The sequence below is a fragment of the Bradyrhizobium japonicum USDA 6 genome, assembly GCF_000284375.1.
GTDB classification, from domain to species: Bacteria; Pseudomonadota; Alphaproteobacteria; order Rhizobiales; family Xanthobacteraceae; genus Bradyrhizobium; species Bradyrhizobium japonicum.
The window spans coordinates 3,774,208-3,797,970 of sequence record NC_017249.1 but is presented as its reverse complement, the minus strand read 5'-3'; the positions used below and the strand labels follow the sequence as shown (position 1 = coordinate 3,797,970).

Annotated in this window: 17 protein-coding genes; 6 read left to right on the top strand and 11 right to left on the bottom strand. The window is 64.5% G+C overall.

The genetic code is table 11. The features are described from left to right. The first annotated feature begins 85 nt into the window (after positions 1–85). Both BJ6T_RS17740 and BJ6T_RS17735 read left to right on the top strand, forming a co-directional pair. Complete coding sequence (locus BJ6T_RS17740; RefSeq protein ID WP_141378582.1) at positions 86–1,564, top strand: DUF6056 family protein; 1,479 nt, start codon at positions 86–88, stop codon at positions 1,562–1,564. 234 nt (positions 1,565–1,798) lie between these two features. Next, positions 1,799–3,616, top strand: a complete 1,818-nt coding sequence (locus BJ6T_RS17735) for a chloride channel protein (protein WP_014493829.1) — start codon at positions 1,799–1,801, stop codon at positions 3,614–3,616. On the opposite strand, the gene rfbG is transcribed toward BJ6T_RS17735, so the two are convergent. Beyond that, complete coding sequence (gene rfbG, locus BJ6T_RS17730; protein ID WP_014493828.1) at positions 3,580–4,653, bottom strand: CDP-glucose 4,6-dehydratase; 1,074 nt, start codon at positions 4,651–4,653, stop codon at positions 3,580–3,582. The genes BJ6T_RS17735 and rfbG overlap by 37 nt on opposite strands. Beyond that, positions 4,650–5,420 (bottom strand): glucose-1-phosphate cytidylyltransferase, encoded by a 771-nt coding sequence (rfbF, locus tag BJ6T_RS17725; protein WP_014493827.1) that lies wholly within the window; start codon positions 5,418–5,420, stop codon positions 4,650–4,652. Before rfbF ends, rfbG begins: the two co-directional genes overlap by 4 nt. Before the next feature lie 307 nt (positions 5,421–5,727). Here rfbF and BJ6T_RS17720 point away from each other — a divergent pair, with 307 nt between their 5' ends. The 3 genes from BJ6T_RS17720 (at position 5,728) to BJ6T_RS17710 (ending at position 9,685) form a co-directional block, all read left to right on the top strand. Then, positions 5,728–7,137: a DUF6056 family protein gene (locus BJ6T_RS17720; protein WP_014493826.1), complete on the top strand. Its 1,410-nt coding sequence runs from the start codon at positions 5,728–5,730 to the stop codon at positions 7,135–7,137. Positions 7,138–7,368: 231 nt separating this feature from the next. Next, positions 7,369–8,331 carry a UDP-glucuronic acid decarboxylase family protein gene (locus BJ6T_RS17715; RefSeq protein ID WP_014493825.1) on the top strand — a complete coding sequence of 321 codons (963 nt, stop codon included), beginning with the start codon at positions 7,369–7,371 and terminating at the stop codon, positions 8,329–8,331. A 43-nt stretch (positions 8,332–8,374) separates the two neighbouring features. After that, positions 8,375–9,685 carry a hypothetical protein gene (locus tag BJ6T_RS17710; protein ID WP_014493824.1) on the top strand — a complete coding sequence of 437 codons (1,311 nt, stop codon included), beginning with the start codon at positions 8,375–8,377 and terminating at the stop codon, positions 9,683–9,685. On the opposite strand, the gene BJ6T_RS17705 is transcribed toward BJ6T_RS17710, so the two are convergent. From BJ6T_RS17705 to BJ6T_RS17675, 7 genes are all read right to left on the bottom strand, one after another. Beyond that, complete coding sequence (locus BJ6T_RS17705; protein WP_014493823.1) at positions 9,686–10,882, bottom strand: glycosyltransferase family 4 protein; 1,197 nt, start codon at positions 10,880–10,882, stop codon at positions 9,686–9,688. Next, complete coding sequence (locus BJ6T_RS17700; protein WP_014493822.1) at positions 10,875–11,807, bottom strand: NAD-dependent epimerase/dehydratase family protein; 933 nt, start codon at positions 11,805–11,807, stop codon at positions 10,875–10,877. Before BJ6T_RS17700 ends, BJ6T_RS17705 begins: the two co-directional genes overlap by 8 nt. Positions 11,808–11,875: 68 nt before the next feature. Continuing rightward, a complete protein-coding gene (locus BJ6T_RS17695) occupies positions 11,876–12,496 on the bottom strand; it encodes an acyltransferase (protein WP_028170544.1) in 621 nt (206 codons plus the stop codon). A 148-nt stretch (positions 12,497–12,644) separates the two neighbouring features. After that, complete coding sequence (locus BJ6T_RS17690) at positions 12,645–13,733, bottom strand: glycosyltransferase family protein (RefSeq protein WP_014493820.1); 1,089 nt, start codon at positions 13,731–13,733, stop codon at positions 12,645–12,647. Between the two features lies 1 nt (position 13,734). Continuing rightward, positions 13,735–15,573, bottom strand: a complete 1,839-nt coding sequence (gene asnB / locus BJ6T_RS17685; RefSeq protein WP_014493819.1) for an asparagine synthase (glutamine-hydrolyzing) — start codon at positions 15,571–15,573, stop codon at positions 13,735–13,737. A gap of 3 nt (positions 15,574–15,576) precedes the next feature. Beyond that, positions 15,577–17,073 (bottom strand): lipopolysaccharide biosynthesis protein, encoded by a 1,497-nt coding sequence (locus BJ6T_RS17680; protein WP_225894864.1) that lies wholly within the window; start codon positions 17,071–17,073, stop codon positions 15,577–15,579. 391 nt (positions 17,074–17,464) lie between these two features. Continuing rightward, positions 17,465–18,196 carry a hypothetical protein gene (locus BJ6T_RS17675; protein ID WP_028170543.1) on the bottom strand — a complete coding sequence of 244 codons (732 nt, stop codon included), beginning with the start codon at positions 18,194–18,196 and terminating at the stop codon, positions 17,465–17,467. A 337-nt stretch (positions 18,197–18,533) separates the two neighbouring features. On the opposite strand from BJ6T_RS17675, the gene BJ6T_RS17670 reads away from it, so the two are divergent. After that, positions 18,534–22,136 carry an autotransporter outer membrane beta-barrel domain-containing protein gene (locus tag BJ6T_RS17670; protein ID WP_280663808.1) on the top strand — a complete coding sequence of 1,201 codons (3,603 nt, stop codon included), beginning with the start codon at positions 18,534–18,536 and terminating at the stop codon, positions 22,134–22,136. A 7-nt stretch (positions 22,137–22,143) separates the two neighbouring features. Here BJ6T_RS17670 and gspM read toward each other — a convergent pair whose 3' ends face one another. Continuing rightward, positions 22,144–22,725, bottom strand: coding sequence for a type II secretion system protein GspM (gspM, locus tag BJ6T_RS17665; protein WP_014493814.1), 582 nt, complete (start codon positions 22,723–22,725; stop codon positions 22,144–22,146). Further along, positions 22,722–23,762, bottom strand: a complete 1,041-nt coding sequence (locus tag BJ6T_RS17660; protein ID WP_014493813.1) for a PilN domain-containing protein — start codon at positions 23,760–23,762, stop codon at positions 22,722–22,724. The genes gspM and BJ6T_RS17660 overlap by 4 nt, the downstream gene beginning before the upstream one ends. Position 23,763 lies beyond the last annotated feature (1 nt).

The following is a 23,763-nucleotide window of genomic DNA, read 5'->3' as shown; positions in this document are numbered from 1 at the left end:
CGGTACGCGAGGTTTGCCCAAAATGAACGTTGCGAGCTGGATCGGTTGTCACTAGTCTAACCCGGGTCACCGGGGGGGGCTTTGGGTGTACAATCAAGACGCTATGGCGTCGGCGACGCGTCCTGTCGCCGCGCGCAGGGCCAGCCTTGCGTGGGCGCTGGGTAGCCTATTTCCCGCGGCGTTTCTGTTCTGCCTGTTTGCGCTGACTTTGCTCAGCGCGCCCGAGCACGACGATTTCTGTTTCGCGGATCTGCACGCGCGCCACGGGTTCGTCCAGACCATTTCGATCTTCTATCAATCGCTGTCGGGCCGGATCGTGGTCCTGATCCTGGGCCAAATTCCGCCGGCGATCTCCGCGGCCACGAATGTCAGCCTGCTGTCGGCCTATTCGCTGGCGCTGGCCGCGGCTGCGGGCCTGTTCCTGTTCGGATTGGCTGTCGCGACGGTCCGCGCATGGCCTCGCGCCGGCGCGCTGCAATTGGCCTTCCTCACCTTCGCATTTGCAAGCACCGTGGTCAGCGCGACGCCGAACCTGCGCGAGCTGCTCTACTGGCTGACGGGCCTGATTTGCTACGTCCCGCCTGCGCTCCTCACCATTCTGATCCTGGGCGAGTGCACCCGGGCGCTCGACACCGAAACAGAGTTTTCCTGGCTACTCACCATCGGCATGGCGCTGGGCGGACTCGTCGCCGCGATGTGCAACGAGTTCACCGGCGTCTGGCTGCTGCTGATCCTCGCCGCATCCCTCCTCGCGCGCCACCTCTTCGGTCAGCCGCGCCAGATCGCGCATCACGGCTTGATCGCCGTCGCTATCGCCGTCGGCTTCGTCGTCGTGGTATCGGCCAGCGGCAATAGCGCGCGCATGGAGCAGCTCCCGAATGGCGGTCACCTCCTGCCGTCGCTGATCAACGGCTTGCGCGATTCGCTCGTCGGGCTCGGCCGATTTTTCCGCGAGCCAGCAATCGTCGTCTCGCTCATCGCCGCAGGCGCCATCGTCCTCGTCGAGCCGGAGCCAGCGAGGCCGGCACAGGCCAACGGCAAGATGCTGGCACTCGGAATCGTCGCCACCTGCCTGGCCTGTTGCTACTTCGAATATTTCACGCATCGGTATGCGACGGGGTTCCGGCTCGTCGAAAGAGCGCAGAACCAGGCACTGATCCTGCTGCTGTTCGGACTGATGCTGAGTGTTAGACTATTGGTCCGGGCGCACCGCACGCAATTGCGCGAGCGCCTTTCGGCAGGCCGCTATCGCGGCCTCCTCGACCCGGTCACGCTGCCGACCAGCCTTGCGCTTCTCATGATCGCCTCGCTCGGCTTCAGCTCAACGTCGTCGCTACTGCGCAAGCAGTGGCAAGACCTCTACCCGTACTGGGAGGAAAGCGTCGCCCGGCACGTCCTCCTGACAACAAGCATCGAACCGGTGATCGCCGTTCCCTGGCATAAATGGACACCCTCTCTGCTGATGACCGCCGACGTCACGGCCAATGCCGACCGATTGCCGAACGACTGCATCGCCAGATATTATCGCAAGTCCGCCATCTACGTCGCCGACGTGCCGCTTTGACGGGCCGCTCTTTGCCAGAGACTTGAACAAACACGCAGTCTCCCGGCAGGCGCGCATCGCCGCGATTCTGGAATTGCCGCGCCAAGCGGTTCTTCAACTTATTTTCGACTCGATCTTCCCGCCATCAATGACCCATTGATTTATATCGTCTTACGATATATTTCCGCCGAGCCGGCGGCTGTGACCGCTCCGCTCCGTCATCCTTATAATTGCGTTGTTCCCGATCGGACCAAGATGCCACGCTCCATCCCCGCCAATTCCCTGCCGCGCCTTGGCGACTTCACGACAGACCGGCGTGTTCTGATGCTGGTTGCCATGGCCGTCTTCGTCGGCGCCGGCGGCGCGGCGACGGCGTGGCTGTTGCTGCACGCCATCGCGATCGTCACCAATGCGGTATGGCTGCAAACGCTGAGCACGCAGACGCTCTCGCTGTCGGGCATGAAACCTGGCGCCTGGATGGTGGCGGCTCCAGCCGTCGGCGGCCTCGTCATCGGCCTGATGGCGCGCTTTGGCTCAGAGAAGATTCGCGGCCACGGAATTCCCGAGGCGATCGAGGCCATCCTCATCGGCGGCAGCCGTCTCCAGCCGAAAGTCGCCGTCCTCAAACCGCTGTCGTCGGCCATCTCGATCGGTACTGGCGGCCCGTTCGGCGCCGAGGGCCCGATCATCATGACCGGCGGCGCCGTCGGCTCTCTCTTCGCCCAATGCTTCCATCTCACCGCCGCCGAGCGCAAGGCGTTGCTGGTCGCCGGGGCGACCGCGGGTATGACGGCCATCTTCGGAACCCCGGTCGCCGCCGTCATGCTCGCCGTCGAGCTTCTCCTGTTCGAGCTGAAGCCGCGCAGCCTGATTCCCGTGATCGCCGCCTGCGTGGTGTCGTCGGCGCTGCGGCCCTGGCTGATCGGCACCGGGCCACTGTTTCCGTTCGCCGGCCAGCTCGATTTGCCGTGGTGGGGACCGCTTGCCTGTATCGGCATCGGCATCGCCGCAGGATTGCAATCGGGATTGCTGACTACTCTCCTGTACAAGGCCGAGGATTTCTTCGGCCGCCTGCCAATTCACTGGATGTGGTGGCCGGCGATCGGCGGATTGTTCGTCGGCGCCGGCGGCCTGATCGAGCCGCGCGCGCTCGGTGTCGGCTACGATATCATCGGCGACCTGCTCAACGACCACATTGCGGTGTCGGCCACACTCGTGATCCTGCTCGTGAAGTCGGCGATCTGGATCGTTGCCCTGGCATCGGGCACCTCCGGCGGCGTCCTCGCGCCGCTTCTTATTTTCGGCGGCTGCGCCGGCTGGCTCGAAGGACAGTTGCTGCCGGGGGCGCATGGTGCGTGGGCGCTTATCGGCATGGCCGCAATGATGGGCGGCACCATGCGCTCGCCGCTGACTGCGATCCTGTTCGCCGTCGAGCTGACCGGCGACTTTGCGATGCTTGGACCGCTTCTGATTGCCACGAGCGCGGCTTATGCGCTCACCGTGTTGCTGCTCAAGCGCTCGATTCTCACCGAAAAGATCGCGCGGCGCGGCCAGCACGTCGTGCGCGAATACGGCATCGACCCGTTCGACCTGCTTCGCATCAACGAAGTGATGGTGAAGGATGTCGATACCCTGCCCGCAACCATGACCGTCGGCGAAGCCGTATCGTTCTTCTCCGGCGGGGAGCGACGTCACAAGTCCTATCCGCTGATCGATGCCGGCGGACGGCTCTCCGGTCTCGTCGGCCGCTCGGACGTCCTGCGGTGGCGCGCGGAAAGCGCCGACGGCCGCGACACCCTGTTCGACTGCGCCTCGGACCGCTCGCTCACGCTCGGCTATCCCGACGAGCCCGTGTCGCATGTTGCCGATCGGATGGTTCTGGCCGATGTCGGGCGGGTGCCGATCGTCGAGCGCGAGACCGGGCATCTCCTCGGCCTGGTCGCCCGCAAGGATCTCCTGCGCATTCGCGCCACGGCAAGATCGGTCGAGACGCGGCGGTCCGCTTTCTTCGGCCCCGGCCGCCGCGAGCCGTCACATCACGCGACCGTCCTCGACGACGCGCCAACGACCTGATCGAGCTGGTCGAGCGAGAATCTGCGCAGGTCCCGGCCTTCGCGCAGCGCCCTGTACCAGTCGACGGTGAGGCGCAGACCCTGGGCCAGATCGAGCCGCGGCGTCCAACCGAGCTCGCCGCGCGCCTTGGCGCAGTCGAGCCTGAGATAGGCGGCTTCGTGCGGATGCGGGCCGGCATCGGCCGTCCAGCGCGCGCCGTCGCCCCACAGCGCGATCAGATGTTCGACCACGGTCCCGACCGGTACCTCGCTTGCCGCGTCGGGCCCGAAATTCCAGCCGCCGATGAAATGGTCGTCGCCCGCCAGCCGCTCGACCAGCTTGAGATAGCCGAGCACCGGATCGAGCGCGTGCTGCCACGGCCGCACCGAATTGGGATTGCGGATGCGCAGCGCCTCGCCCGCGAGGAAGGCCTGCATCGCGTCGGGCACCAGACGGTCGCGCGCCCAGTCGCCGCCGCCGAAGACGTTGCCGGCGCGCGCAGTCGCGACACGCGCCGCGCCCTTCGCATTGAAGAAGCTGTGGCGATAGGAGTGCGTCACGAGCTCGGCGCAGGCCTTGCTGTTGCTGTAGGGATCGTCGCCGCCGAGACGGTCGCTCTCGCGGAAGGCCGCGCCCGTGCCGTTGTTCTCGTAGCATTTGTCGGTGGTGACGATCAGCATCGCCTGAAGCGAGCGAAGCTGCCGTGCCGCCTCCAGCACGTGCACCGTGCCCATCACGTTGGTCGCAAACGTCTCGACCGGCTCCTCATAGGACGGGCGCACCAGCGCCTGCGCGGCCATGTGGATGACAATGTCGGGATCGGCCTCTGCCATTGCGCCGCGCAACGCCGAGAGATCGCGGATGTCGGCCACGCGGTGCTTGATGTCGTCGGCGATGCGAGCCGTCACGAACAGCGCGGATTGATGCGTCGGCGGCAGTGCATAGCCGTAGACAGTGGCGCCGAGACGACGCAGCAGCAGCGAAGCCCACGCGCCCTTGAAGCCGGTATGCCCGGTCAGAAAGACCTTCTTGCCGCGCCAGAATGCCGGATCCGTCACCAGACCCTCCATTTGGCGCGGTTGCCCGCCCACTCGGCCTCGAGGAAATTGCGATCGCGCAGCGAATCCATCGGGTGCCAAAAGCCAGGATGCACATAGGCGCGCAAATCGTCGCCGCGCACGAGCTGCTCCATCGGCTCGCGCTCCCAGATCGTCTTGTCGCCCGTGATCAGCTCGCCAACCGACGGCGACAGCAGGAAGAATCCGCCATTGATCCAGCCGCCGTCGTCATTGGGCTTCTCCTCGAAATTGACCACCCGGTCGCCTTCGATCGCGACCGCGCCGAACCGTTTCGCGGGCCGCACCACCGAGACGGTGGCCCTGCGCCCATGCGCTTTGTGGAAGGCGATCTCGGCGGCGAGGTCGATGTCGGCGACGCCGTCGCCATAGGTCAGCGCAAAGAACGGCTCGTTCGCGACGTAAGGCAGCACCCGCTTCAGCCGGCCGCCGGTCTGGGTGTCCTCGCCGGTGTCGACCAGCGTGACCCGCCAGGGCTCGGCGGTCTCGCGATGCACCTCCATCCGGTTCTCGGCGAGATGGAAGGTGACGTCGGACATGTGCAGGAAGTAGTTCGCGAAGTACTCCTTGATCATGTAGCCCCGGTAGCCGAGGCAGATCACGAAATCATTGAAGCCGTAATGGCTGTAGATCTTCATGATATGCCACAGGATGGGCCGGCCGCCGATCTCGACCATTGGCTTCGGCCGCGTGCTGGTCTCTTCGGCAATTCGGGTTCCAAGACCACCCGCGAGGATGACAACTTTCATAAGCCGGCTCCGGACGGGAGGCGCTCTCCCTTTCGCTTTCCAGACGGCTTCTATACGAACCCGGGGCAGCTGGAAATCATTTGATGCCCTGAGCGGGCAGCCCAATGAGCTATGTTCGACACGTCGTGACGCGCCTTGCGCGCCACCGCCGGCGTGATCCACGCCGGGCTCATGATCGCGCCGGGCAGTCAGATTTCCCTGTGCGGTTCCATCTCGGGTTGTATTGAAAATGTCGCGTTTTCTGTGGCAGATGGAGAGCAGATACTATGGGGCGATCTACCCACAATCGTTCTGAGCTGGATTTATCATGCGCCTTGGACGCCGCGTGCTGGACGTGATGCCTCTGCTGGCCGCGGCCGTGGCTCTTTTCATCCTGGTCTGGCTGGCGTCGATCGCGCTCTATGCGATGCCTGAAAGCGACGATTATTGTCTGACGAATCGCTTCAACAGCTTTGGCCTCGTCGGAATGGTCAAATCCTATTATTTGGCATCGATGGGTCGGCTCACCTCTCTGGTGACGATCGCAGCCCCAAACCTTGCCAGTAAGGTCACCGGCGTCGATTATCTTACCATCTATCCGGTCACGCTCATTTGCGGGATGGCCGTCTTCCTCACGGTGAGCGTTTTTTGGGCCGGCCGGTTGTGGACCGGTCTCTCGTGGCCGGAAAGATTTTTGGCGGGCGTGATGCTCACCGCGGCGACATTCGTTCTGGCGATCAGTCTGCGGGAGATGCTTTATTGGGTTTCGGGCAGCGCCCCCTACATGATTCCTGCTGCCTTTGTGATGATCATCCTTGTCGAGTTGGTGCGGTCCGCTGCGAACGAAACCGTCCTCTCGACCGGCTGGGTCGTCGTTCTCTCGGCATTGTGCTTCCTAGGGGCTCTCGCCAACGAGTTCACGCCGCTTTGGATCATGGCCCTCGTCGCCGGATCCGCCCTCTATCGAAAGGCCTGCCATCCGCATCCGCAACTGGCGAGCCATGCAACGATGCTGACGGTGACCTTCATCGGTTTTGCGATGCTGCTCTTGGCGCCGGGGAATGCGGTCCGAATGGCGGAATACCCGGAGGGCGGGAAGATCGCCGCATCCTTCACCATGGGGCTGTACTACCTGTGGCTCGAACTGTTCTGGCTCTTCGGGCAAGAGGCGACGTGGGCCTGGTTCGTTTTCGTCGCGTTGTTCTCGGTCTTCGTGGCGCCTTCGCAACCCAGGCCGACGGCGGCCCGCCTGCTGGTCTTGATCGCCGGGCTCGCGGCGGCTGTTCTCGCTGGCACCTATGCTGCTTATTTCGTTGGCTACTTTGCGACTGCTTCGGATCTCGCAATGAGAGCGCGGAACGAGGTCGTGGTTTTCCTTCTCGCGGGCTCAGCATGCGTCGTCGCCCTGGCGGCGCGCTTCATCCCGTCACTAAGCTGGCACCAGTCTTTTCGCATGACAGCCTTGGTGGCCTGCGGACTCGTTTCGTTGCTCCTTCTCAATGGCCGCGCGCTGGTGTCTGTCCGTGCGGAGCGATCACAATTCGCCACCTTCTGGAGCGAGAGCCTTCAGCGGGATGACCTGCTTCGAGCGATCAAGGATCGGGATGTTGTCGTACCCAAGAGGTCGGTCAGGCCGTCCCTCTTGATGGACGCCGACCTGACCGACAACCCGGGCAAGATGCCGAACGATTGCATCGCCGAATTCTACGGCAAGCAATCCGTGCTCCCTCGCGATTAGAGCGCGGGGCGCTGGCGCTTCCAGGTCAGGCAGAGGCCCTGCCAAGGGGGCGCACCAACCTCGCCCGCCCCGGGCTTGAGATGAAATACCCCCTCGGCGGATGTCCGAGGATGAGGTATCATATTACCTCCTCAAAACAGGGTTGGCGATTCCTTTCGATACCGATACCACTCTGCTCGCCCAGCCCGGCAAAGGCCTCCCGCTCAGCACAAGATCAACCTGGAACCGATAATGCCGTTTGACAGCTACAAGAACAGCCGCGTCCTCGTGACCGGAGGCGCCGGCTTCATCGGATCGCACATCTGCGAGCGGCTGCTCGACGCCGGCGCCGAGGTGGTGTCCGCGGACAATTATTTCACCGGCAGCCGGCGCAACATTGCCCATCTGATCGCAAATCCGCTGTTCGAGGCGGTCCGGCACGACGTCACCTTCCCGCTCTACATCGAGGTCGACGCGATCTTCAACCTGGCCTGCCCGGCCTCGCCGATCCACTACCAGCGCGACCCCGTGCAGACCACCAAGACCTCGGTGCACGGCGCCATTAACATGCTCGGCCTCGCCAAGCGGCTCAAGGCGCGGATCTTCCAGGCCTCGACCAGCGAGATCTATGGCGATCCGCTGATCCATCCCCAGACCGAGGATTATTGGGGCAACGTCAACCCGATCGGCATCCGCTCCTGCTACGACGAAGGCAAGCGCTGCGCCGAGACGCTGTTCTTCGACTACTGGCGCCAGCACGGCCTGCCGATCAAGGTCGCGCGCATCTTCAACACCTATGGCCCGCGCATGCAGCCCAATGACGGGCGCGTGGTGTCGTCCTTCATCGTCCAGGCACTCAAGGGCGAGGCGATCACCGTGTTCGGCGACGGCGGACAGACCCGCTCGTTCTGCTATGTCGACGATCTCGTCGAAGCCATCCTGCGGCTGATGGTGACGAACGAAGACGTTACCGGCCCGATCAATCTCGGCAACAATTCCGAGTTCACGATCCGCGAGCTCGCCGAGAAAGTCATCGAGCTCACGGGCTCGCGCTCGAAGCTGGTGTTCAAGCCACTGCCGCAGGACGACCCGCGACAGCGCCAGCCCGACCTCGCCAAGGCGAAGGCGACGCTGAACTGGGAGCCGAAGGTCGCACTCGAGGACGGCCTGAAGGAGACCATCGCCTATTTCAAGCACTCACTCGAAATAGCCTGATCCCGCTCGCAGCTCACCTCGTCCGCAAGCGAGCCTGTCCGCCATGAGTGCTCTGTCCGGCATCATCAGCAACCTGCGAGCCCGGCTCGACACCAGGGCCGCTTTGACGACCCTGGTGCTGTTGCATAGCGCTGTCGCCTGCCTGTCGCTGATCAGGGTTGCGACTTTCCAGTCCTATATCCACTTCAGCGGCGACCGCGTCTGGATCGCGGTCGCCATCGCGTCTGCCTTCTCGATCGTCTCGCTGCTGTTCGCTGCCGCCCGGTTCAGCTTCGGCTATTTCGTCGGCTTCTATTTCTACACGATGATCCTCGGCTTCCTGTGGATCGACGTCTTCTCCGAATACAGCTACCCGCAATTGCTCGCGGGGCTTTCGGCGGGCTTGTCGCTGATATTGGTGCTGTTGCCCATGCTGTTCGTGCGGGCGCCGTTCCGGCAGCTCGTCGCACTGTCGAATGCCCGCTTCGAGCATCTGTTGACGCTGATCCTGGCGATCTCCATCGGCACCATCGCCGTCGCCTCGACCTACAATTTCCGCCTGGTCGCGATCGCAAACATCTACGATTACCGCGGCGAGATCGCATTTCCCGGCCCGGTGCGATATCTCATCGGCTGGGTCTCCAGCACGCTGCTGCCGTTCGCCTTCGCCTGTTACTGGCTACTCGGCCATCGCTGGCGTGCCGTGCTGGTCGTGATCCTGCTCCTCTTCTTCTATCCGATCACGCTGACGAAATTCACCTTCTTCACGCCCGCGTGGCTGTTCGCGCTGGCCGTGCTGTCACGCTTTGCGCCGGCGCGAACTTCGGTCATCTTTTCGATCTTCATTCCCATGCTGATCGGCCTCATCGCGAACGTCGCAACAGGCGCAAGCCTTAACGGAATCGTCGGCCGATATTTCGACCTCGTCAACATCCGGATGATCGCGACGACATCGAGTGCGCTCGACATCTACAACGATTTCTTTGCGAGCCATCCGCTGACCCATTTCTGTCAGATCTCGCTGCTGAAAACCGTGATGCCTTGCGCTTACCGGGATCAACTGTCGGTAGTGATGCAGGAAACGTACGGGTTCGGCATGCTCAACGCCTCCCTGTTCGCGACGGAGGGTGTCGCCTCGGTCGGACTTTACCTTGCGCCACTGACAGCACTTGCGGCGGGTTTCATCCTGGCTCTGGGCAACCGAGCCTCGGCAGGACTGCCGCAGCGATTCGTGTTGATCTCCAGTGGCACGCTACCGCACGTTCTGCTCAACACGCCGCTTTCCGTCGCCATGGTGACCCACGGCGCCGCGCTTCTCTTCCTGCTCTGGTATGTGACGCCGCGGGGCATCTTCGATGCGGACCGGAAACCCTGACTAGGGAGCTCCCGGATTTTTCATCACATCCGCGGTCAGCCCGACGAAATCGGCAACGAAGGCTTTGACGCGCTCATCGAGATTGGGCAGGAGGTCGCGGACGATCCCAGGATCGGCCGATCGCGCGACCTGCGACATGTGCTCGGCCAAGGCTTCGGCATCGTGAATGCCGAAATATCGCGCGCGACCCTCGGTCTGCTCGCGATGCACCTCGAGGCCGGACAGCAGCATCGGGACACCAAACGACTTTGCTTCCTCGACGGTGGTACTCCACCCCTCGCACTCCGAAGGATTGATGAGCGCGGCCGATGCGCGCAGGAGCGCGTAGACATGGTCGAGCGGGATCATTCCGAGATGCCGGAAGTTCGTCTCGAGGCCGCGCGCTTTGACGTCTTGCATCATCGCGTCGAAAAGACCGGGCTCGCGGAAGTCCAGCGTGCTTCCCGACGCCGCGACGACGACGTCGAGCCCCCTGCGTTTCAAGAGGTCAAGCGCATCGACGACGAGCTGGTGATTCTTGTGACGCCAGAACTGGTTCGGCAGATAGAAATAGCACGGCGGCAAGCCGTAGCTTGCGATCACGTCGGACGGATTCGTGGCGAGGAGGCTGGCCGGCGGTTCGGTCGCAAACCGGACCACGGAGACGGCGTTCAACAGACCCGGATAGAATTTCTTGAGATCACCAAGTGCGCTGGCGCTGCTCAACATGACGTGGCGGCCGGAGGCAAGCTGGATCCGAAAGCCGAGATCACGCCGCCAATAGGCGCTCCTCGAGAAAAGATGCGGGAGCAAGCGGTGCTGGAAATCCGGAAACCAGGCGATCGCGGGGAACGGCAGACGCCAGCCAAAGAAGCGCGCCGATTCGAACACCATGTCGATCTTGCGAGTCCTGAACTCGGCGATGGCGGGACCGTCCAGACCAAAGGCAATCGCGCGGGCGAGATCCGTCGCACGGGCAAGGCCGGTCGCGGCATGATCGAACACCGGCGAGCGCACGACCTCGACGGCGGGAATGCCGGCCAGCGCCGTGATCTCCTCGGAATCATCGGCCGTTCCGGCAAACAGCACGGGCGTCACCGATCCCGGCGCGTGCCTGTTGAGCGCCTCGAACAGATTGCGTTGATAGTTATGGCCTCCTGCCCATAGGCGGCGCGGAATGTTGGTGAAGGCGATCCGCACCGGCGCGCGCTCAGGCACGGGCTTGGCCCCTGAACCATTCGACGTAGTCGGCCAGGCCGCGCTCCAGCGGAATGCGCCAATCGAAATTCATATCGAGCACGCGCCCGCTATCGGCGAGCAGGCTCGTCGGATCGCCCGGCCGTGCGACACCGGAAAACCGCACGACCGTGTTGCCGCCCCAATGCCCGATCAGGCCTTCGGCAACGCCAGCCACGCTCACACCGCGCCCGGAGCCGCCATTGATCACGCCAAAATCGTCCTGCCACGGCCCCTCTGCGACGCGTGCCAGCAGGCGGACAACGTCGCGAACGTCGGTCCAGTCCCTGATCTCGGCTCCTGTTCCACCGAGATTCAGCGTGCGCTGCTCGTTCCGCAGCCGCGAGCAGATGTCCCACAGAAGCTGCTTGCGAAGGTTGGGACCATAGACCGAGAACAATCGCACGACCATGCAGCGAATGCCGAAGCTCTGGACGTAGCTTTGACACAGCTGCTCCATCATCAGCTTGTGGTGGCCGTAGGGCGACATCGGCGCCGGCGCCGCGCTTTCGGGAATCGGCCCGGCGTGGTCGGCGCCGTAGACCGCAGCGCTCGACACAACGACCAGCCGGCTCCCGGGCGCAAAGCTTCGAAGCCACTCCAGCAGACGCGCCGTGCTGGCCACGGTCCGCGAAAAATCCTCGAACGGACGTTCGATCGACAATCCGACGGACGATCCGCCGGCGAGATGGAAGACGTGCGACGGCAGTCCGTGCGCGGCGGCGAGCGCGTTCAGATTAGCCGCGTCGACTTCACCGTTGATCGAGGTCTGCAAGCCGAGCGCGCGCGCATCGGCCGGATCGAGGGCGCCATGACCGACACCATGAACCACATGCCCGCCGCCCGCCAGCTCGCGGACGAGATGGCGGCCGATGAACCCGTTCGCACCGGTAACCCACATGGACATAACGTTACCCTGCGGGCCGATGATTGGCTTGTGAGCACATTCCGGTCCTCGTTGTCACAGGTGCCCCTTCATCGCTCGTCCGGGGACAATTCCCTGATGATGGTGGCAGGATTACCCGCCACGATGGAATACGCTGGAACGTCCTTGGTGACCACTGCGCCCGCGGCGACAATCCCCCCCTCACCGATCGTCACACCTCGCATGACCATCGCGCAAGCACCAATCCACGCATCGTCGCAGATCCTGATCGGGCGGTCATCGAGAGAGAGGTTCCGTGGGTGACCCAGGGTGAATATCTGCTTCGCCTGCTCGTGCCGCTCGCTAGCACGGATCGGATGTGACAGATTATCGAATATGTTCACAGAATGCGAAATCAGGACGCGGTTTCCGATGTCGATCGAAGCTCCTGACCAGATCCGTGTGTCCACTCCGACATAGCACCATTCTCCGATCGTAATCCGACCGCCGTGACCGAGGACCATCAGCTCGCCCCTGACGTGAGAACGGTCGCCGATGACAATCCTGTCACTATCGCCGAACGCGTTCCTGATCCGCGCGGTATGAGCCAGGAATGCTTGTCCATGCAAGCGGCAGGTCGCCCGTCCGATCAGGCGCTGGACGACATAGTGAAAGTTGAGGCCATCGATGGCATGCGCACAATGACGAGCGAGCTTTGAAAGGCCGGACATCAGGCCCCCTCTCACGCAGCAAGGCCGATCGTGTTCGGATTTTCAATTGACACCTCCGAAGGAGCCCGGCTCCCGTCCTTGACTCGATCAGGTAGTTGAGATTCATGCAATCAATCGGAAAGACGCTGCGGCAAACACAGTAGCACGGCTAAAGGCGCCCTATGAGGTCCACGAATTCCTTCCATTGCGCGTCTTTGCTGTAAATGTCGCGGATGCGGGCGCGCCCGAGCGCGGCGATTTCGGCCGATCGGGGCCAATCCTGCAGGCTTCGCGAGGTCACTTCGGCGGCCTGTTCCGGCGTACCATAGGTCTCGATCGTAACACCAACCTGCATGGCCTCCGGGTATCTTCCGGCGTCGGACACGAGCAGAGCACCGCACCCCATCGCCTCGAAGCAGCGCATATTGCCGCGATCTTCGCCGGCCATGTCGATCGCGCCATTCAGGACGATCTTCGACGAACCGATAAGCTCATAGAGGTCTCGCCCGAACACAGGCGGCCGGGCGATGGCTGCGATGGCATCGGGACGCCTGTGCTGTCGCAGCGGCAGCAACCGCCCGATGGCGCTCTCGGCGAGCCTGGTCAGGCGCGATGCATCGAGACACAACACGACATTGTGGGCGTCCGCCAGGTGTGCCACCCGCTCCAGCGTCCTGGCACGCGCGCGATGATGCCTCGAGTAACCGCCGACAAAGGCGACGTCGATCGGACGCTCGCCGTGACCATACTCATCCATCACGGGATCATGCGCCGGAAAGAACGGTTCTCCTCGGCATCCCTTGCTGCGCCACATGTCGAGGATCGAGGGAAAGTTTCCAAGCACGGCGCCATAGGCCGTGAAATCGGCATTTCCCGACGGTGCCGCACGCCAGCACACCGTCGTCTTCACGCACCCCGGCAGCTTCGCGACGAACGCGCTAGGATAACGCACCGGATCGAGGTTGTAGAACACCTCGGTAGCGTGATGCTCGATCTGTGCGAGCAGGATGGCCTCGAGCGTCGGCTCGCCCGACATACCCTGCTCGCGCGCCCAACGCCGCTGCAGGACCTCGTCGTCACCATTGGTAAAGAAGGCCTCCGGCGATCCGTCAAGCACCGGCTTCAGGAAATGTGCCGCACCGAAACGGTCGTTCAGAAACACCTCGCGACGCTGTTCGAAGGTGACCGCCTTTGCCGCGAGCACGTTCAACCGCGGCAGATAGGAGGGATAGAAGCAGCTATTCTGGAACAGACGCATCTTACGCGTACCTTGCCAACATCCATTTCATGTTCAGATACGGCCAGATCCGTCCGACCGCCTCCCAGTCCCACGTCTTCGACGCCGTCAAGCGGCTGACCGCCCGGCGCAAGGCCGTTTCATCGACCAGTTCGGCAAACGCCGGCACCTCGCGAGCGAGCAGATCTGCCGTCCAGCCGGCCAAGGCTCCGTTCAGCCATTCGGGCATCGGCGAATTGAAGCCGACCTTGCGGCGCGCCGTGCGGATCGACTCCGGCATCAGGTTCGCCATCGCGCGCCGGGCGACCGCCTTGGTGTAGCCATCCGCCGACTTGCTGCTTTCGGGAAGCGCCATCGTGTAGGTCACCAGGCGCCAGTCCATGAAGGGCATGCGGACCTCGATGCCGTGGGCCATCGAGAGACGATCGAAGTTGCGCAGGATTGTGGGCAGCACCGTGCTGTGAAACATGCGGTAGAGGCGGCGGTTCAGGCCGCCCCATTCACGCGGCAGCACATCATCCTCCGCGACCAGCGGCAACGAGGCCGGAAGATCGCGCAGGCCGCCACGCAGAAAATAGACCCCCTGACGCTTCAGGGCCAACATGCGCAGGAAGTCCACGCCGCGACGCGCCAGCGGCGATCGCGACGCCAGATCTTCTGCCGCGTTCCGGATCCGAAACGCAAACGTCTGTCCTTCCTGCAAATAGGCGCCCATCAACTCGTCCGCTCCGTGGCCGTCGAGCGACACCGTCACGTCGTTTTGCCTCAATTGCCGATAGATCAGCCATACCGCGCTGGGCAGGCTGATATAGACGTCGTCGAGATCGTCAAGAATCCGGTCGAGATCCGTCAGCGCATCGGCCTGCCCGATTTCAAGAAACGTGGGCTCGACCTTGGCCCAGGCTGCAGCCTCCTCGGCCATCGGCCGCTCGTCATTCAATGCACCCGGGAACGTCGCGACGAAGGCGTGGCGCCACGCGGTGCTGTCGCGCGGCCCCATCCCGGCCTGCTCGTGCGACGCCATGGTGCAGATCACCGCCGATGAATCGAAGCCTCCGGACAAGCACGTCCCGATCGGCACATCGCTGCGCATCCGCAGGGCCACGGCATCCTGGAACAGCTCGCGGAAGCCGGCCACGCGCTCGGATTCCGTAGTCGGCACCGACGGCAAATGATCGACGGTCCGCCACCAGCGCCGGACGCTGACCTTGCCCTGGCGCAGCCACATGCAATGGCCGGCCTGCAGACGGCGAACCTGCCGAAACAAGGTCCGCTCGCTTCCCTCGATCCCGAAAGCGTCGAGCAACAGCCGGCGCGCCACCTCCAGATCGACCGAGGGATCGATCAGTCCGCTCCGCACCAGCGCCCGCTGCTCGGAGGCGAAGACAAATCGCTCCGGCGACATGGCATAAAGCAGCGGCTTGATGCCGAAGCGATCGCGCGCGAGGAACAATTCGCGCGTGCTCGTATCGAAGATCGCCAGGGCCCACATGCCGTTGAAGCGCGGCAGCATGTCTTCCCGCCAGGCTTCCCAGGCGGCCAGGATCACTTCGGTATCGGATTCGCTACGGAACACCGCGCCCTGCGCCTCGAGCTCGCGGCGCAGCTCGAGAAAATTGTAGATCTCGCCGTTGAAAACAATGACGTAACGGCCGTCTGCAGACAGCATCGGCTGATAGCCGCCCTCGCCGGGATCGATGATCGCAAGGCGACGGTGGCCGAATGCGAGAGTCCGGTCCGGGCTGAACCAGATTCCTTCGCCAAACGGACCACGATGCGCGATCAGGCGGGTCAGTCGCGAGATGTCGGACGGCTCGACCGCATTGCCGCGCAAATTGACGATTCCGGCGATTCCGCACATGTCCTAGATGGCCTTCAGGGGTACGAAGCGACTGAGAATTGCCCGCAAGTCTTGCCAGCAGGCGCTTCGATAGGGTCCCAGCTGCGACGCGGCAACTTCGACGACGAAGATGATCGCAGCCGTTAGCGACGCGGCGACTCCCACGGACCACCAGGACGGGGCAAGCTGGAATGGTGCGCGGTCGAGACCGTAGCGCAGCGCCAGGGCCGTCGCGATCCCGATGCCGAGCGGCATCAACACACAATGGATGACGCGCGGCCAAATGCCGGGGAGGTCAAAACTACGGCGCAACAGCATGACGATGGTCGCCATCTGCGCGATCATGCCGGCGCAGGCGCTCCAGCCTGCAGCCTGCCATCCGAAGCTTGGCAAGACGATCGCGCTGGTGACGACGGTGACGACGCCCGTGATCAACGCGATGAGCGCATTGGAGCGCGACCGTCCCTGCGCCAGCAGATAGAAGCCGAACACGTTCGCGCTCGATCCGAGGATGCCGGCAATCGACATGACGACGAGCACCCGCGCAGCCTCAGCCGCGACCTCGGCACCGGTCCAGACATGCAGCAGTGGACCGGCCACGGGGATCAATGCACCCAGGGCGCTTGCGGCAAGGACGTTCAATATCCACGACGATCGGAACAGCAGGTCGACCTTGCGATCCTCGCTCTCCTTTTGCAGCGTGCTGAAGAACGGAAACAGGATCTCACCGACCTTGAGGATGCCGATATAGGTTGCCTCCTGGAGGCGCTGCGCCACGCCATAGAAACCGACGAATTGAGGTTGCAGGAGCGCGCCAAGCAGATATCGATCGGCCTGCCCCGCAAGTAGTGCCCCCCCTTGTGCGGCAACTTGCCAGCCGCCCATCCGAACCAGTTTGCCGAGCGCCTCGCGATGCAACGCCGGCAGTGCCAGCCATTGCCTTATGCCGCGGGACCAGACCAGCGCCATCAGCAGGCCGGCCGCGAAGCCGAGCGCCTGGCAGCCAAGGAAAGTCGAGGCGTATGGCGCGGCCGGAATGAACAGCAGCATCGAAAGGGTCGAGGTCACCGTGCTGCCAATGCCGATCGATGCGATCCGGCGATAGTCTTGCCGCGCGGTGAATAACGACACGAAGACCGCGGATAGGCATTGGCACAACCAACCGGCGCTAGCCAGTGTGAAGGCCAGTCCAAGATCGTCGGCCGCTGGACCTGCCAGATGAAAGCCAAGACGCGCCAGTGGAGCTCCGGCAACCCAAAAGAAAATGGTGATAAGGCCGCCCGCTCCGGCCGCGACCGTGATCGCCGTCGCGAACAGGCGCCGCGCATCCTCGCGGTCGGATGGCTCCAGCCGCTGCGCGAGCTCGCGAGCCGTCGACAGTCCAAGCGCGTTGCTGAACACGAGCCCAGGCGCAATGCATGCGGTCACAAGACCCGCGACACCGAATGCAGCGAGACCGAGACGAGCGATCACGAAAGGCAGGATCGCCAGGTTCAGCACCACGGCCACAAGGAAGGCCATCGCATTCCACGCCGAGTTACCCAGCAGATCGGGCGGTCTTTTTTTCAACGCCATGCCAGCCACCCGGCCTTCACCCCATCACGCCTTTGCGACCTCGCCGATCAGAGTTCCCCTCTAGGTATCGCGAAACCGGGCTAGCAGCCAGCACCCGGAATGTCGATAGCACCCCCCGGGTCCGCCCGAACCGCCGGCCTCGCCGGGCGCGTCAATTTGCGTGTCGGAGCCGCATCCTTCCCGGCAAGCGATTGGCCCCACGCGCGCAAGCGCGACCGCCTGATGCCATCGGATTGGGCATCGCGCGGGTCTTAAGGTGGTTCAATTGCTGAGGCAATGGCATCGGCCGCGGTACTGAGCCGGCTTGCGAGGCGGCACCGGATCCAGACGGCAGCGCTCAGAGCCCGTCCGACTCGCCGTTCTTTGGCGTCGAACGGGGCACGAAAGGGGCGAACGACGCATCGCCCGTGGTCGGCGTGACCAGCTTACCCTCAACGCTCGCGGAATCGGTCGGGGTCGGAGGTGGGGTCCGGGGAGAGGCCGCTGGATCCGGCCGCTGCAGCGCCAGGACCTCGCTGCGATCGCCCTGCTTGAGCGTCACCTCGCGCGGCTGAACCTCGGCTAGCGACCAGCCGCCGAGCGATTCGCCCTGGCGCAGGCGCACGACCTTCTGATCGGCGCGGTTCACGAAGATCGCGATGGCGTCGCCCTCGCCCACCACGGCCCCGACCAGCAGCAGAGGCGGCGGTCCCTCGACCGGCCTGGGCGGCGCCGGCACGTTCACCTCCTCGACCGGAGACGCGGCCACCGCGCGCGGCGGCGGCCGGCGCATCGCCGAGAAGATCGGGCGCTCCTGGGTCACGGTCAGCGCCGAGAGCGGCACCGACCACAGCGGATTGCCGCGCGGGATCGGCTTGCTCGCCGCCTGCGACGGCCGCGCGATCGGCCGCATGGCGCCGACATCGACGCTTTCGGCCGCGCTGGGCGGGGCATCGTCGGACAGGATGTCCATGCGCGACGAGGTGGCAGCCGCGGTCTCGGCAACACCCAGGATCATGCTCGAGACCCAGCATGACGCGGCGGCCGCGCACAGCATCGCCAATCCCGTCGGTCTCAGCCCCCCGGACATCGAAATTCCCTTGCGAATGGTTGTCACGCCAGCACGCGGCAAGCCTCGCCCACCAGACTAGTTCCGATGCGCCTCGCCATCAACCGGCACCGTTTTGATCCCAAGCCGGACTGCAATCCATGAGCTTCCTGCCTCGCATATTGCAACGCGTGAAAATGTTGCCCAACGGCCACGCTCGTTGAAATTGCACTCGGAACGGGCAAGAACGCGGCGCAAATAGACCTCCATTCATTGCCCGCCGCTGCGACGCCATGAGACTATGGGGCAGGCGCACGGCTCCACCACACGCTCGAGCTGCATATTTTTGATGATTTCGTTTGCCTATTTGGGAATACCGATGGCTGGACCGACGATGGGGCGCAAGGGGACCGGATACGCGCTGGGGTCCCTCCTTCGGCACTCGCTGGCGACCCTGCTCGCCACCACCGCGCTCGGGGTGGTCGCCGCGCATGCCGTCGATGGCACCTGGGCCGGCGCCACCACCGAATGGACGGACGGCACGAATTGGACGTCGAATCCGGACGTACCGGACGGCACTGCCACCTTCACCAACTCCGGCTCGAACACGGTCGACAGCAACGGTGTCGTCAACATCGGCTCCGTGGTGTTCACCGCCGCACCCAATGCGCAAGCCTATACCGTCACCACCAACGACATTTTCGTGGTGAACGGCGCCGGCATCTCGAACAATTCGACCAACGTCCAGACGTTCAACGTCAGCTCCAGCATGGCGTTCACGAATTCGAGCAGCGCGAGCGGTGGCAGCAACGTCGTGACGTACAACGTCTCTGCCGGCGCGATGATCTTCAACGACACCAGCACCGCGGGCTCGGCCAACATCACCAACAACGGCGATGTCGAGTTCAACGGCAGCAGCAACGCCGGCACTGCGACGATCACGAACAACATCGTGATGAACTTCAACGACGCGAGCTCGGCCAACAACGCCAACATCACCAATGCCGCCACCGGCTTCCTCTCGTTCAACACCTCGGCCACCGCGGGCACGTCGACGATCTCCAACAGCGGCTCGCTGAGCTTCGCCGGCTCCGCCTCCGCCGGCAGCGCCACCATCACCACCGAGAATTTTGCCACCACGAGCTTCACCGGCACGGCGACCGGCGGCAACGCCCGCTTCATCACCAATGCCGGCGGCATCGTCGACATCTCGGGCCTCACCAGCGCCGGCATGACCGCGGGCTCGATCGAAGGCGCCGGCAGCTACGTGCTCGGCGCCAAGACGCTGACCACGGGCGGCAACAACGCCTCGACCCAGGTCGACGGCGTGATCTCCGGCAACGGCGGCGGCCTGACCAAGGTCGGCACCGGCACGCTGACGCTGACCGGCGGCAACAGCTACACCGGCGCGACGACCGTCTCGGCCGGAACGCTGGCACTGTCGGGCTTCGGCATCATCTCCGGCTCCAGCCTCGTCACCGTCAACGCGACGCTCGACATTTCCGCCATCATCCCCTCGTTTGCCGCCATCACGACGCTCGCCGGCAATTCCAGCGGCCTCGTGAATCTCGGCAGCAAGGGACTGTTCGTCACCAACGGTTCGACGGAATTCGCGGGCGTCATTCAAGGCACCGGCGGCCTCGAGGTCGGCGGCGGCGTCCAGACGATCAGCGGCGTGAACACCTACAGCAACGTCACTCAGATCGACGGGGGCGCAACGCTCGCGCTGAAGGGCAGCGGATCGATTGCGAACTCGCTCTATGTCGCCCTCGCGGGCGGAGGCGCAACGCTCGATATTTCCCAGACCACGTCAGGCGCTTCGGTCGCCGGCCTCTTCTCCGCCAGCACCGCCGGCGTCGTCTCGCTGGGATCGAAGACGCTGACGATCACGAGCGGCACCTTCTTCGGCGGCGTGATCCAGGACGGCGGCATCGGCGGCGGCACCGGTGGCAATCTCGCGATCGCGAACGGCGCGACGCAGCAGCTGTTCGGCACCAACACCTATACCGGCATCACGAACATTGCAGCCGGCGGCGAGCTCGATCTGATCGATTTCGGCGGGCTCAATGGCAGCATCGCGACCTCCAGCAACGTCATCGCCAACGGCATCTTCGACATCTCGGGCCTGCTCAACGGCGGCACCTCGATCAAATCGCTGGCGGGCTCAGGCAATGTCAATCTCGGCGCCAACACGCTGACGATCAGCAACGGCATCGGCAATTTCTCGGGCGTCATCGACGATGCCGGCTTCGGTGGCGGCCTGACCGTCGCCGGAGGCGCGCAGACGCTGTCCGGCAACAACACCTATACCGGCGCCACCACCGTGAATGGCGGCACGCTGGTGGTGGACGGCTCGATCCTGAACAGCCCGATCACGGTCAACACCGGCGGCACGCTCGCCGGCAGCGGCACGGTGGCCGGCGTCCAGGTCAACGGCGGCACGCTTGCGCCGGGCAGCGCGGCGAACCCGTTCGGCCCGCTGACGATCAACGGCTCGCTGATCTTCACGGCGGCCTCGACCTATCTGGTGCAGGTCTCCACCGGCAATGCCAGCCTTACCCAGGTCACGGGCGCGACCGATCTCGGCGGCGCGACGGTGCGCGCGAACTTCACCTCGGGGACGGTCAAGAAGCAGTACACGATCCTGACCGCGGCCGGCAGCCTCACCAACACCACCTTCAACCCGACCGTCGTCTCCAACATGCCGACGATCAACGCGAAGCTGAGCTACGACACCAGCAACGTGTTCCTCAACGTCAACGTCGATTTCGCGCAGGCGGGCGGGCTCAACGTCAACCAGCAGAACGTCGCGAACACGCTGACCAACTTCTTCAACGCGACCGGCGGCATTCCCGCCGCCTTCGCCGCGCTGTCGCCGGCAGGGCTGACGACCGCCTCGGGCGAGCTCGGCACCGGCATCATCCAGTCCGCGATCAACGCCGACGGCCAGTTCCTCAATTTGATGCTCGATCCGACCGTCATCGGACGCTCGGGCGGCTTTGCCAAGGCGGGCAGCGTCGCGCAATTCGCCGAGAGCGATGACATGACGGCCTACGCGAAGATGCGTCCGGCCAATGCGCGCGAGCGCGAGGCTTACGCGATGGCGACCAAGGCGCCGCTGCTCTCGCCGCAGCCGAGCAGCCGCTGGAGCGTCTGGGCCGCCGGCTATGGCGGCTCGGCCGATGTCGGCGGCAATGCGCAGGTCGGCTCGCAAGACCTGACCGCACGGGTCTGGGGCGGCGCTGCCGGCGCCGACTACAGGGTCTCGGTGGACACGCTGGTCGGCTTCGCGCTCGGCGGCGGCGGGCTGAACTACTCGGTTGCGAATGCGATGGGCTCGGGCTCGGCCGATATGTTCCAGGCCGGCGTCTATGGCCGCCACAATTTCGGACCTGCCTACGTCTCGGCCGCGCTCGCCTATGGCTGGCACGACGTCACCACCAACCGCACCGTGGCGCCCGGCGGCTTCGACCAGCTGCAGGGCCGCTTCAAGGCCGACACGTTCTCGGCTCGCTTCGAGGGCGGCTATCGCTTCGCGACGCCGCTGGTCGGCATCACGCCCTATGCGGCGGCGCAGGTGACGAACTTCAACCTGCCCAACTACTCCGAAGTCAGTCTCAATGGCGGCGGCCTGTTCGCGCTGAACTACGCCTCGCAGTCCCTCACCGACACCCGCTCCGAGCTCGGCCTGCGCACCGACAAGGCCTATGCGATGCAGAACGGCGTACTGACGCTGCGCGGCCGCGCCGCCTGGGCGCACGACTACAATCCGAGCCGTGCCGTCACCGCGCTGTTCCAGACCCTGCTCGGCACCAGCTTTGTCGTGAACGGCGCCAGGGTCGACGCCGACTCCGCGCTCCTCAGCGCCAGCGCCGAGATGAAATGGTTGAGTGGCTTCTCGATCGCCGGCACCTTCGACGGCGAGTTCTCCGGCAACGTCACCAGCTATTCCGGCAAGGGCGTGTTCAAGTACAGCTGGTGAGCTGATCCTACTTTCCCGCCTGCCACTGGCCGGAAACTCCCAAAATCACCCTGACGCGGCCGGTGCCGGCCTCGTTCAGCGCGGTGGTCTGGGGCACCTGGACGTCGAGCTGATCGACGAACAGGAACGGCATGCCGGCTTCGAGATCGTACAGCACCTTCTGGAGCGCGGGCTGGTCCAGCTCGCAGCTCACGACGAGGCCGACGAATCCGTCCTTGGCCTGCGCGCCTGATACGTCGACCTGCGAGGACTGCACCGAGCCGCCGACATTGCCGACCGCTGCCGCGACCCGCTGCAGCAGATTGGCGCCGGCGACCGTCACGGTCGGCCCTTCCAGGAACGGCGTGCCGGGATGCTCGGCCATTGCTGCCGCGGCGTTCTTGGCGCCGCCCTTGCGGCCACGCAGCTGGTCGAGCAGGTCGGAGGTCTGCGCCAGGGCCTGACGGTGGGCGATGACATCGGCGATCGACAGGCCCGCCATCAGCAAGAGCCCGCCTGTTACCGCGAGATAGAGCGTGACCGCGATCAGCGGCGAGCCGGCGAGCGCACGTGTAACCGCATTTCCGCTCGCGATTCCTGCGCTGCTCATGGCGCGTTCCTCGGTTCGATCTGCGCCTCGATGTGGAAGCGCTCGCCGGGATCGGACGGGGCACGCGTGGTCGGGGCATAGAAGGTCGCGCGGGTGAAATGCTGGGACTGCTCGATCAAGGGAATAAGCGAGGGCGCATCACGCGTGATGCCACCGATCTGAAGCTTGTTGCCGGCCAGATGCAGCTCGGTGACAAACGTGTGGTCCGGCAGGATGCGGCTGAGCGATTCCAGCACGATCACGCTCGCCGGCGTCTCGTATTTGCGCCGCTCCAGCAGCGCCAGCGGCGAGCGCTCGCCACCGTCCCCGCCCGAGCGGAGCGCCGCGCGGCGCTGGGTGATCTGCCGGTCGAGCTCGGCTTCCTGCGCGCCGAGGCTGTCGGCGAGATAGCTTGCGGCGACCGATCCGACGACCGCGGCGATTGCGGCGAAAGCCAGCACCGCCTGCAGCGTCCGGCTCAGCCGCGCAGGATCGACCGCGCCGCGCGACCTCTGCTCGAACACCTTGATGCGCGCTCCCGCGGGCGCCTCCGTCGCGATCGCGATCGCGGACGGGTGGAAGCCCGATAACGCCTCGACATAACCCATCGCCAGCCGGCGCGGCGCGGCTGCGATCTCGGTGGTGATGCTCTCGCTGCCATGCGGCGATGGCCGGCTGCAACCGAACACGGCCTCGCTCGCGCTCCACGGCGTCAGTCGGTCGATCTGTGCCCGCACGATACCGTCGAGGAAATCCGCGGCGCGGGCCGGCAGCTCCAGCGGTCGGAACAGGAAGCGCGACGGCCGCAGCACGATTTCGACGCGGCTGCCGCGGACGATCTGCGCCAGATCGGGACTGGCGAACTTGCCGTCCTCGAACGCGATCTCCTTCAGGATGTTCTCCGACTTCGCAGCCTCCAGCGCGAACGCGCCGGTCTCGCCCTCGACCAGCCGCACCACGCGCGGCGACACCATCCGTTCCAGGGCGGCGACGATGGTACCGGCCACGGCGCCGGTCCAGGCATCGGCAATCGCGCGAAGGGAACTGAGCGAACTCATC

Bases quoted from the DNA above. Each gene is read 5' to 3' on its own strand.
- BJ6T_RS17735 (WP_014493829.1), top strand. From the start codon at position 1,799: ATGCCACGCTCCATCCCCGCCAATTCCCTGCCGCGCCTTGGCGACTTC.
- rfbF (WP_014493827.1), bottom strand. From the start codon at position 5,420: ATGAAAGTTGTCATCCTCGCGGGTGGTCTTGGAACCCGAATTGCCGAA.
- BJ6T_RS17720 (WP_014493826.1), top strand. From the start codon at position 5,728: ATGCGCCTTGGACGCCGCGTGCTGGACGTGATGCCTCTGCTGGCCGCG.
- BJ6T_RS17715 (WP_014493825.1), top strand. From the start codon at position 7,369: ATGCCGTTTGACAGCTACAAGAACAGCCGCGTCCTCGTGACCGGAGGC.
- BJ6T_RS17710 (WP_014493824.1), top strand. From the start codon at position 8,375: ATGAGTGCTCTGTCCGGCATCATCAGCAACCTGCGAGCCCGGCTCGAC.
- BJ6T_RS17700 (WP_014493822.1), bottom strand. From the start codon at position 11,807: ATGTCCATGTGGGTTACCGGTGCGAACGGGTTCATCGGCCGCCATCTC.
- BJ6T_RS17695 (WP_028170544.1), bottom strand. From the start codon at position 12,496: ATGTCCGGCCTTTCAAAGCTCGCTCGTCATTGTGCGCATGCCATCGAT.
- BJ6T_RS17690 (WP_014493820.1), bottom strand. From the start codon at position 13,733: ATGCGTCTGTTCCAGAATAGCTGCTTCTATCCCTCCTATCTGCCGCGG.
- asnB (WP_014493819.1), bottom strand. From the start codon at position 15,573: ATGTGCGGAATCGCCGGAATCGTCAATTTGCGCGGCAATGCGGTCGAG.
- BJ6T_RS17680 (WP_225894864.1), bottom strand. From the start codon at position 17,073: ATGGCCTTCCTTGTGGCCGTGGTGCTGAACCTGGCGATCCTGCCTTTC.
- BJ6T_RS17675 (WP_028170543.1), bottom strand. From the start codon at position 18,196: ATGTCCGGGGGGCTGAGACCGACGGGATTGGCGATGCTGTGCGCGGCC.
- BJ6T_RS17670 (WP_280663808.1), top strand. From the start codon at position 18,534: ATGGCTGGACCGACGATGGGGCGCAAGGGGACCGGATACGCGCTGGGG.
- gspM (WP_014493814.1), bottom strand. From the start codon at position 22,725: ATGAGCAGCGCAGGAATCGCGAGCGGAAATGCGGTTACACGTGCGCTC.
- BJ6T_RS17660 (WP_014493813.1), bottom strand. From the start codon at position 23,762: ATGAGTTCGCTCAGTTCCCTTCGCGCGATTGCCGATGCCTGGACCGGC.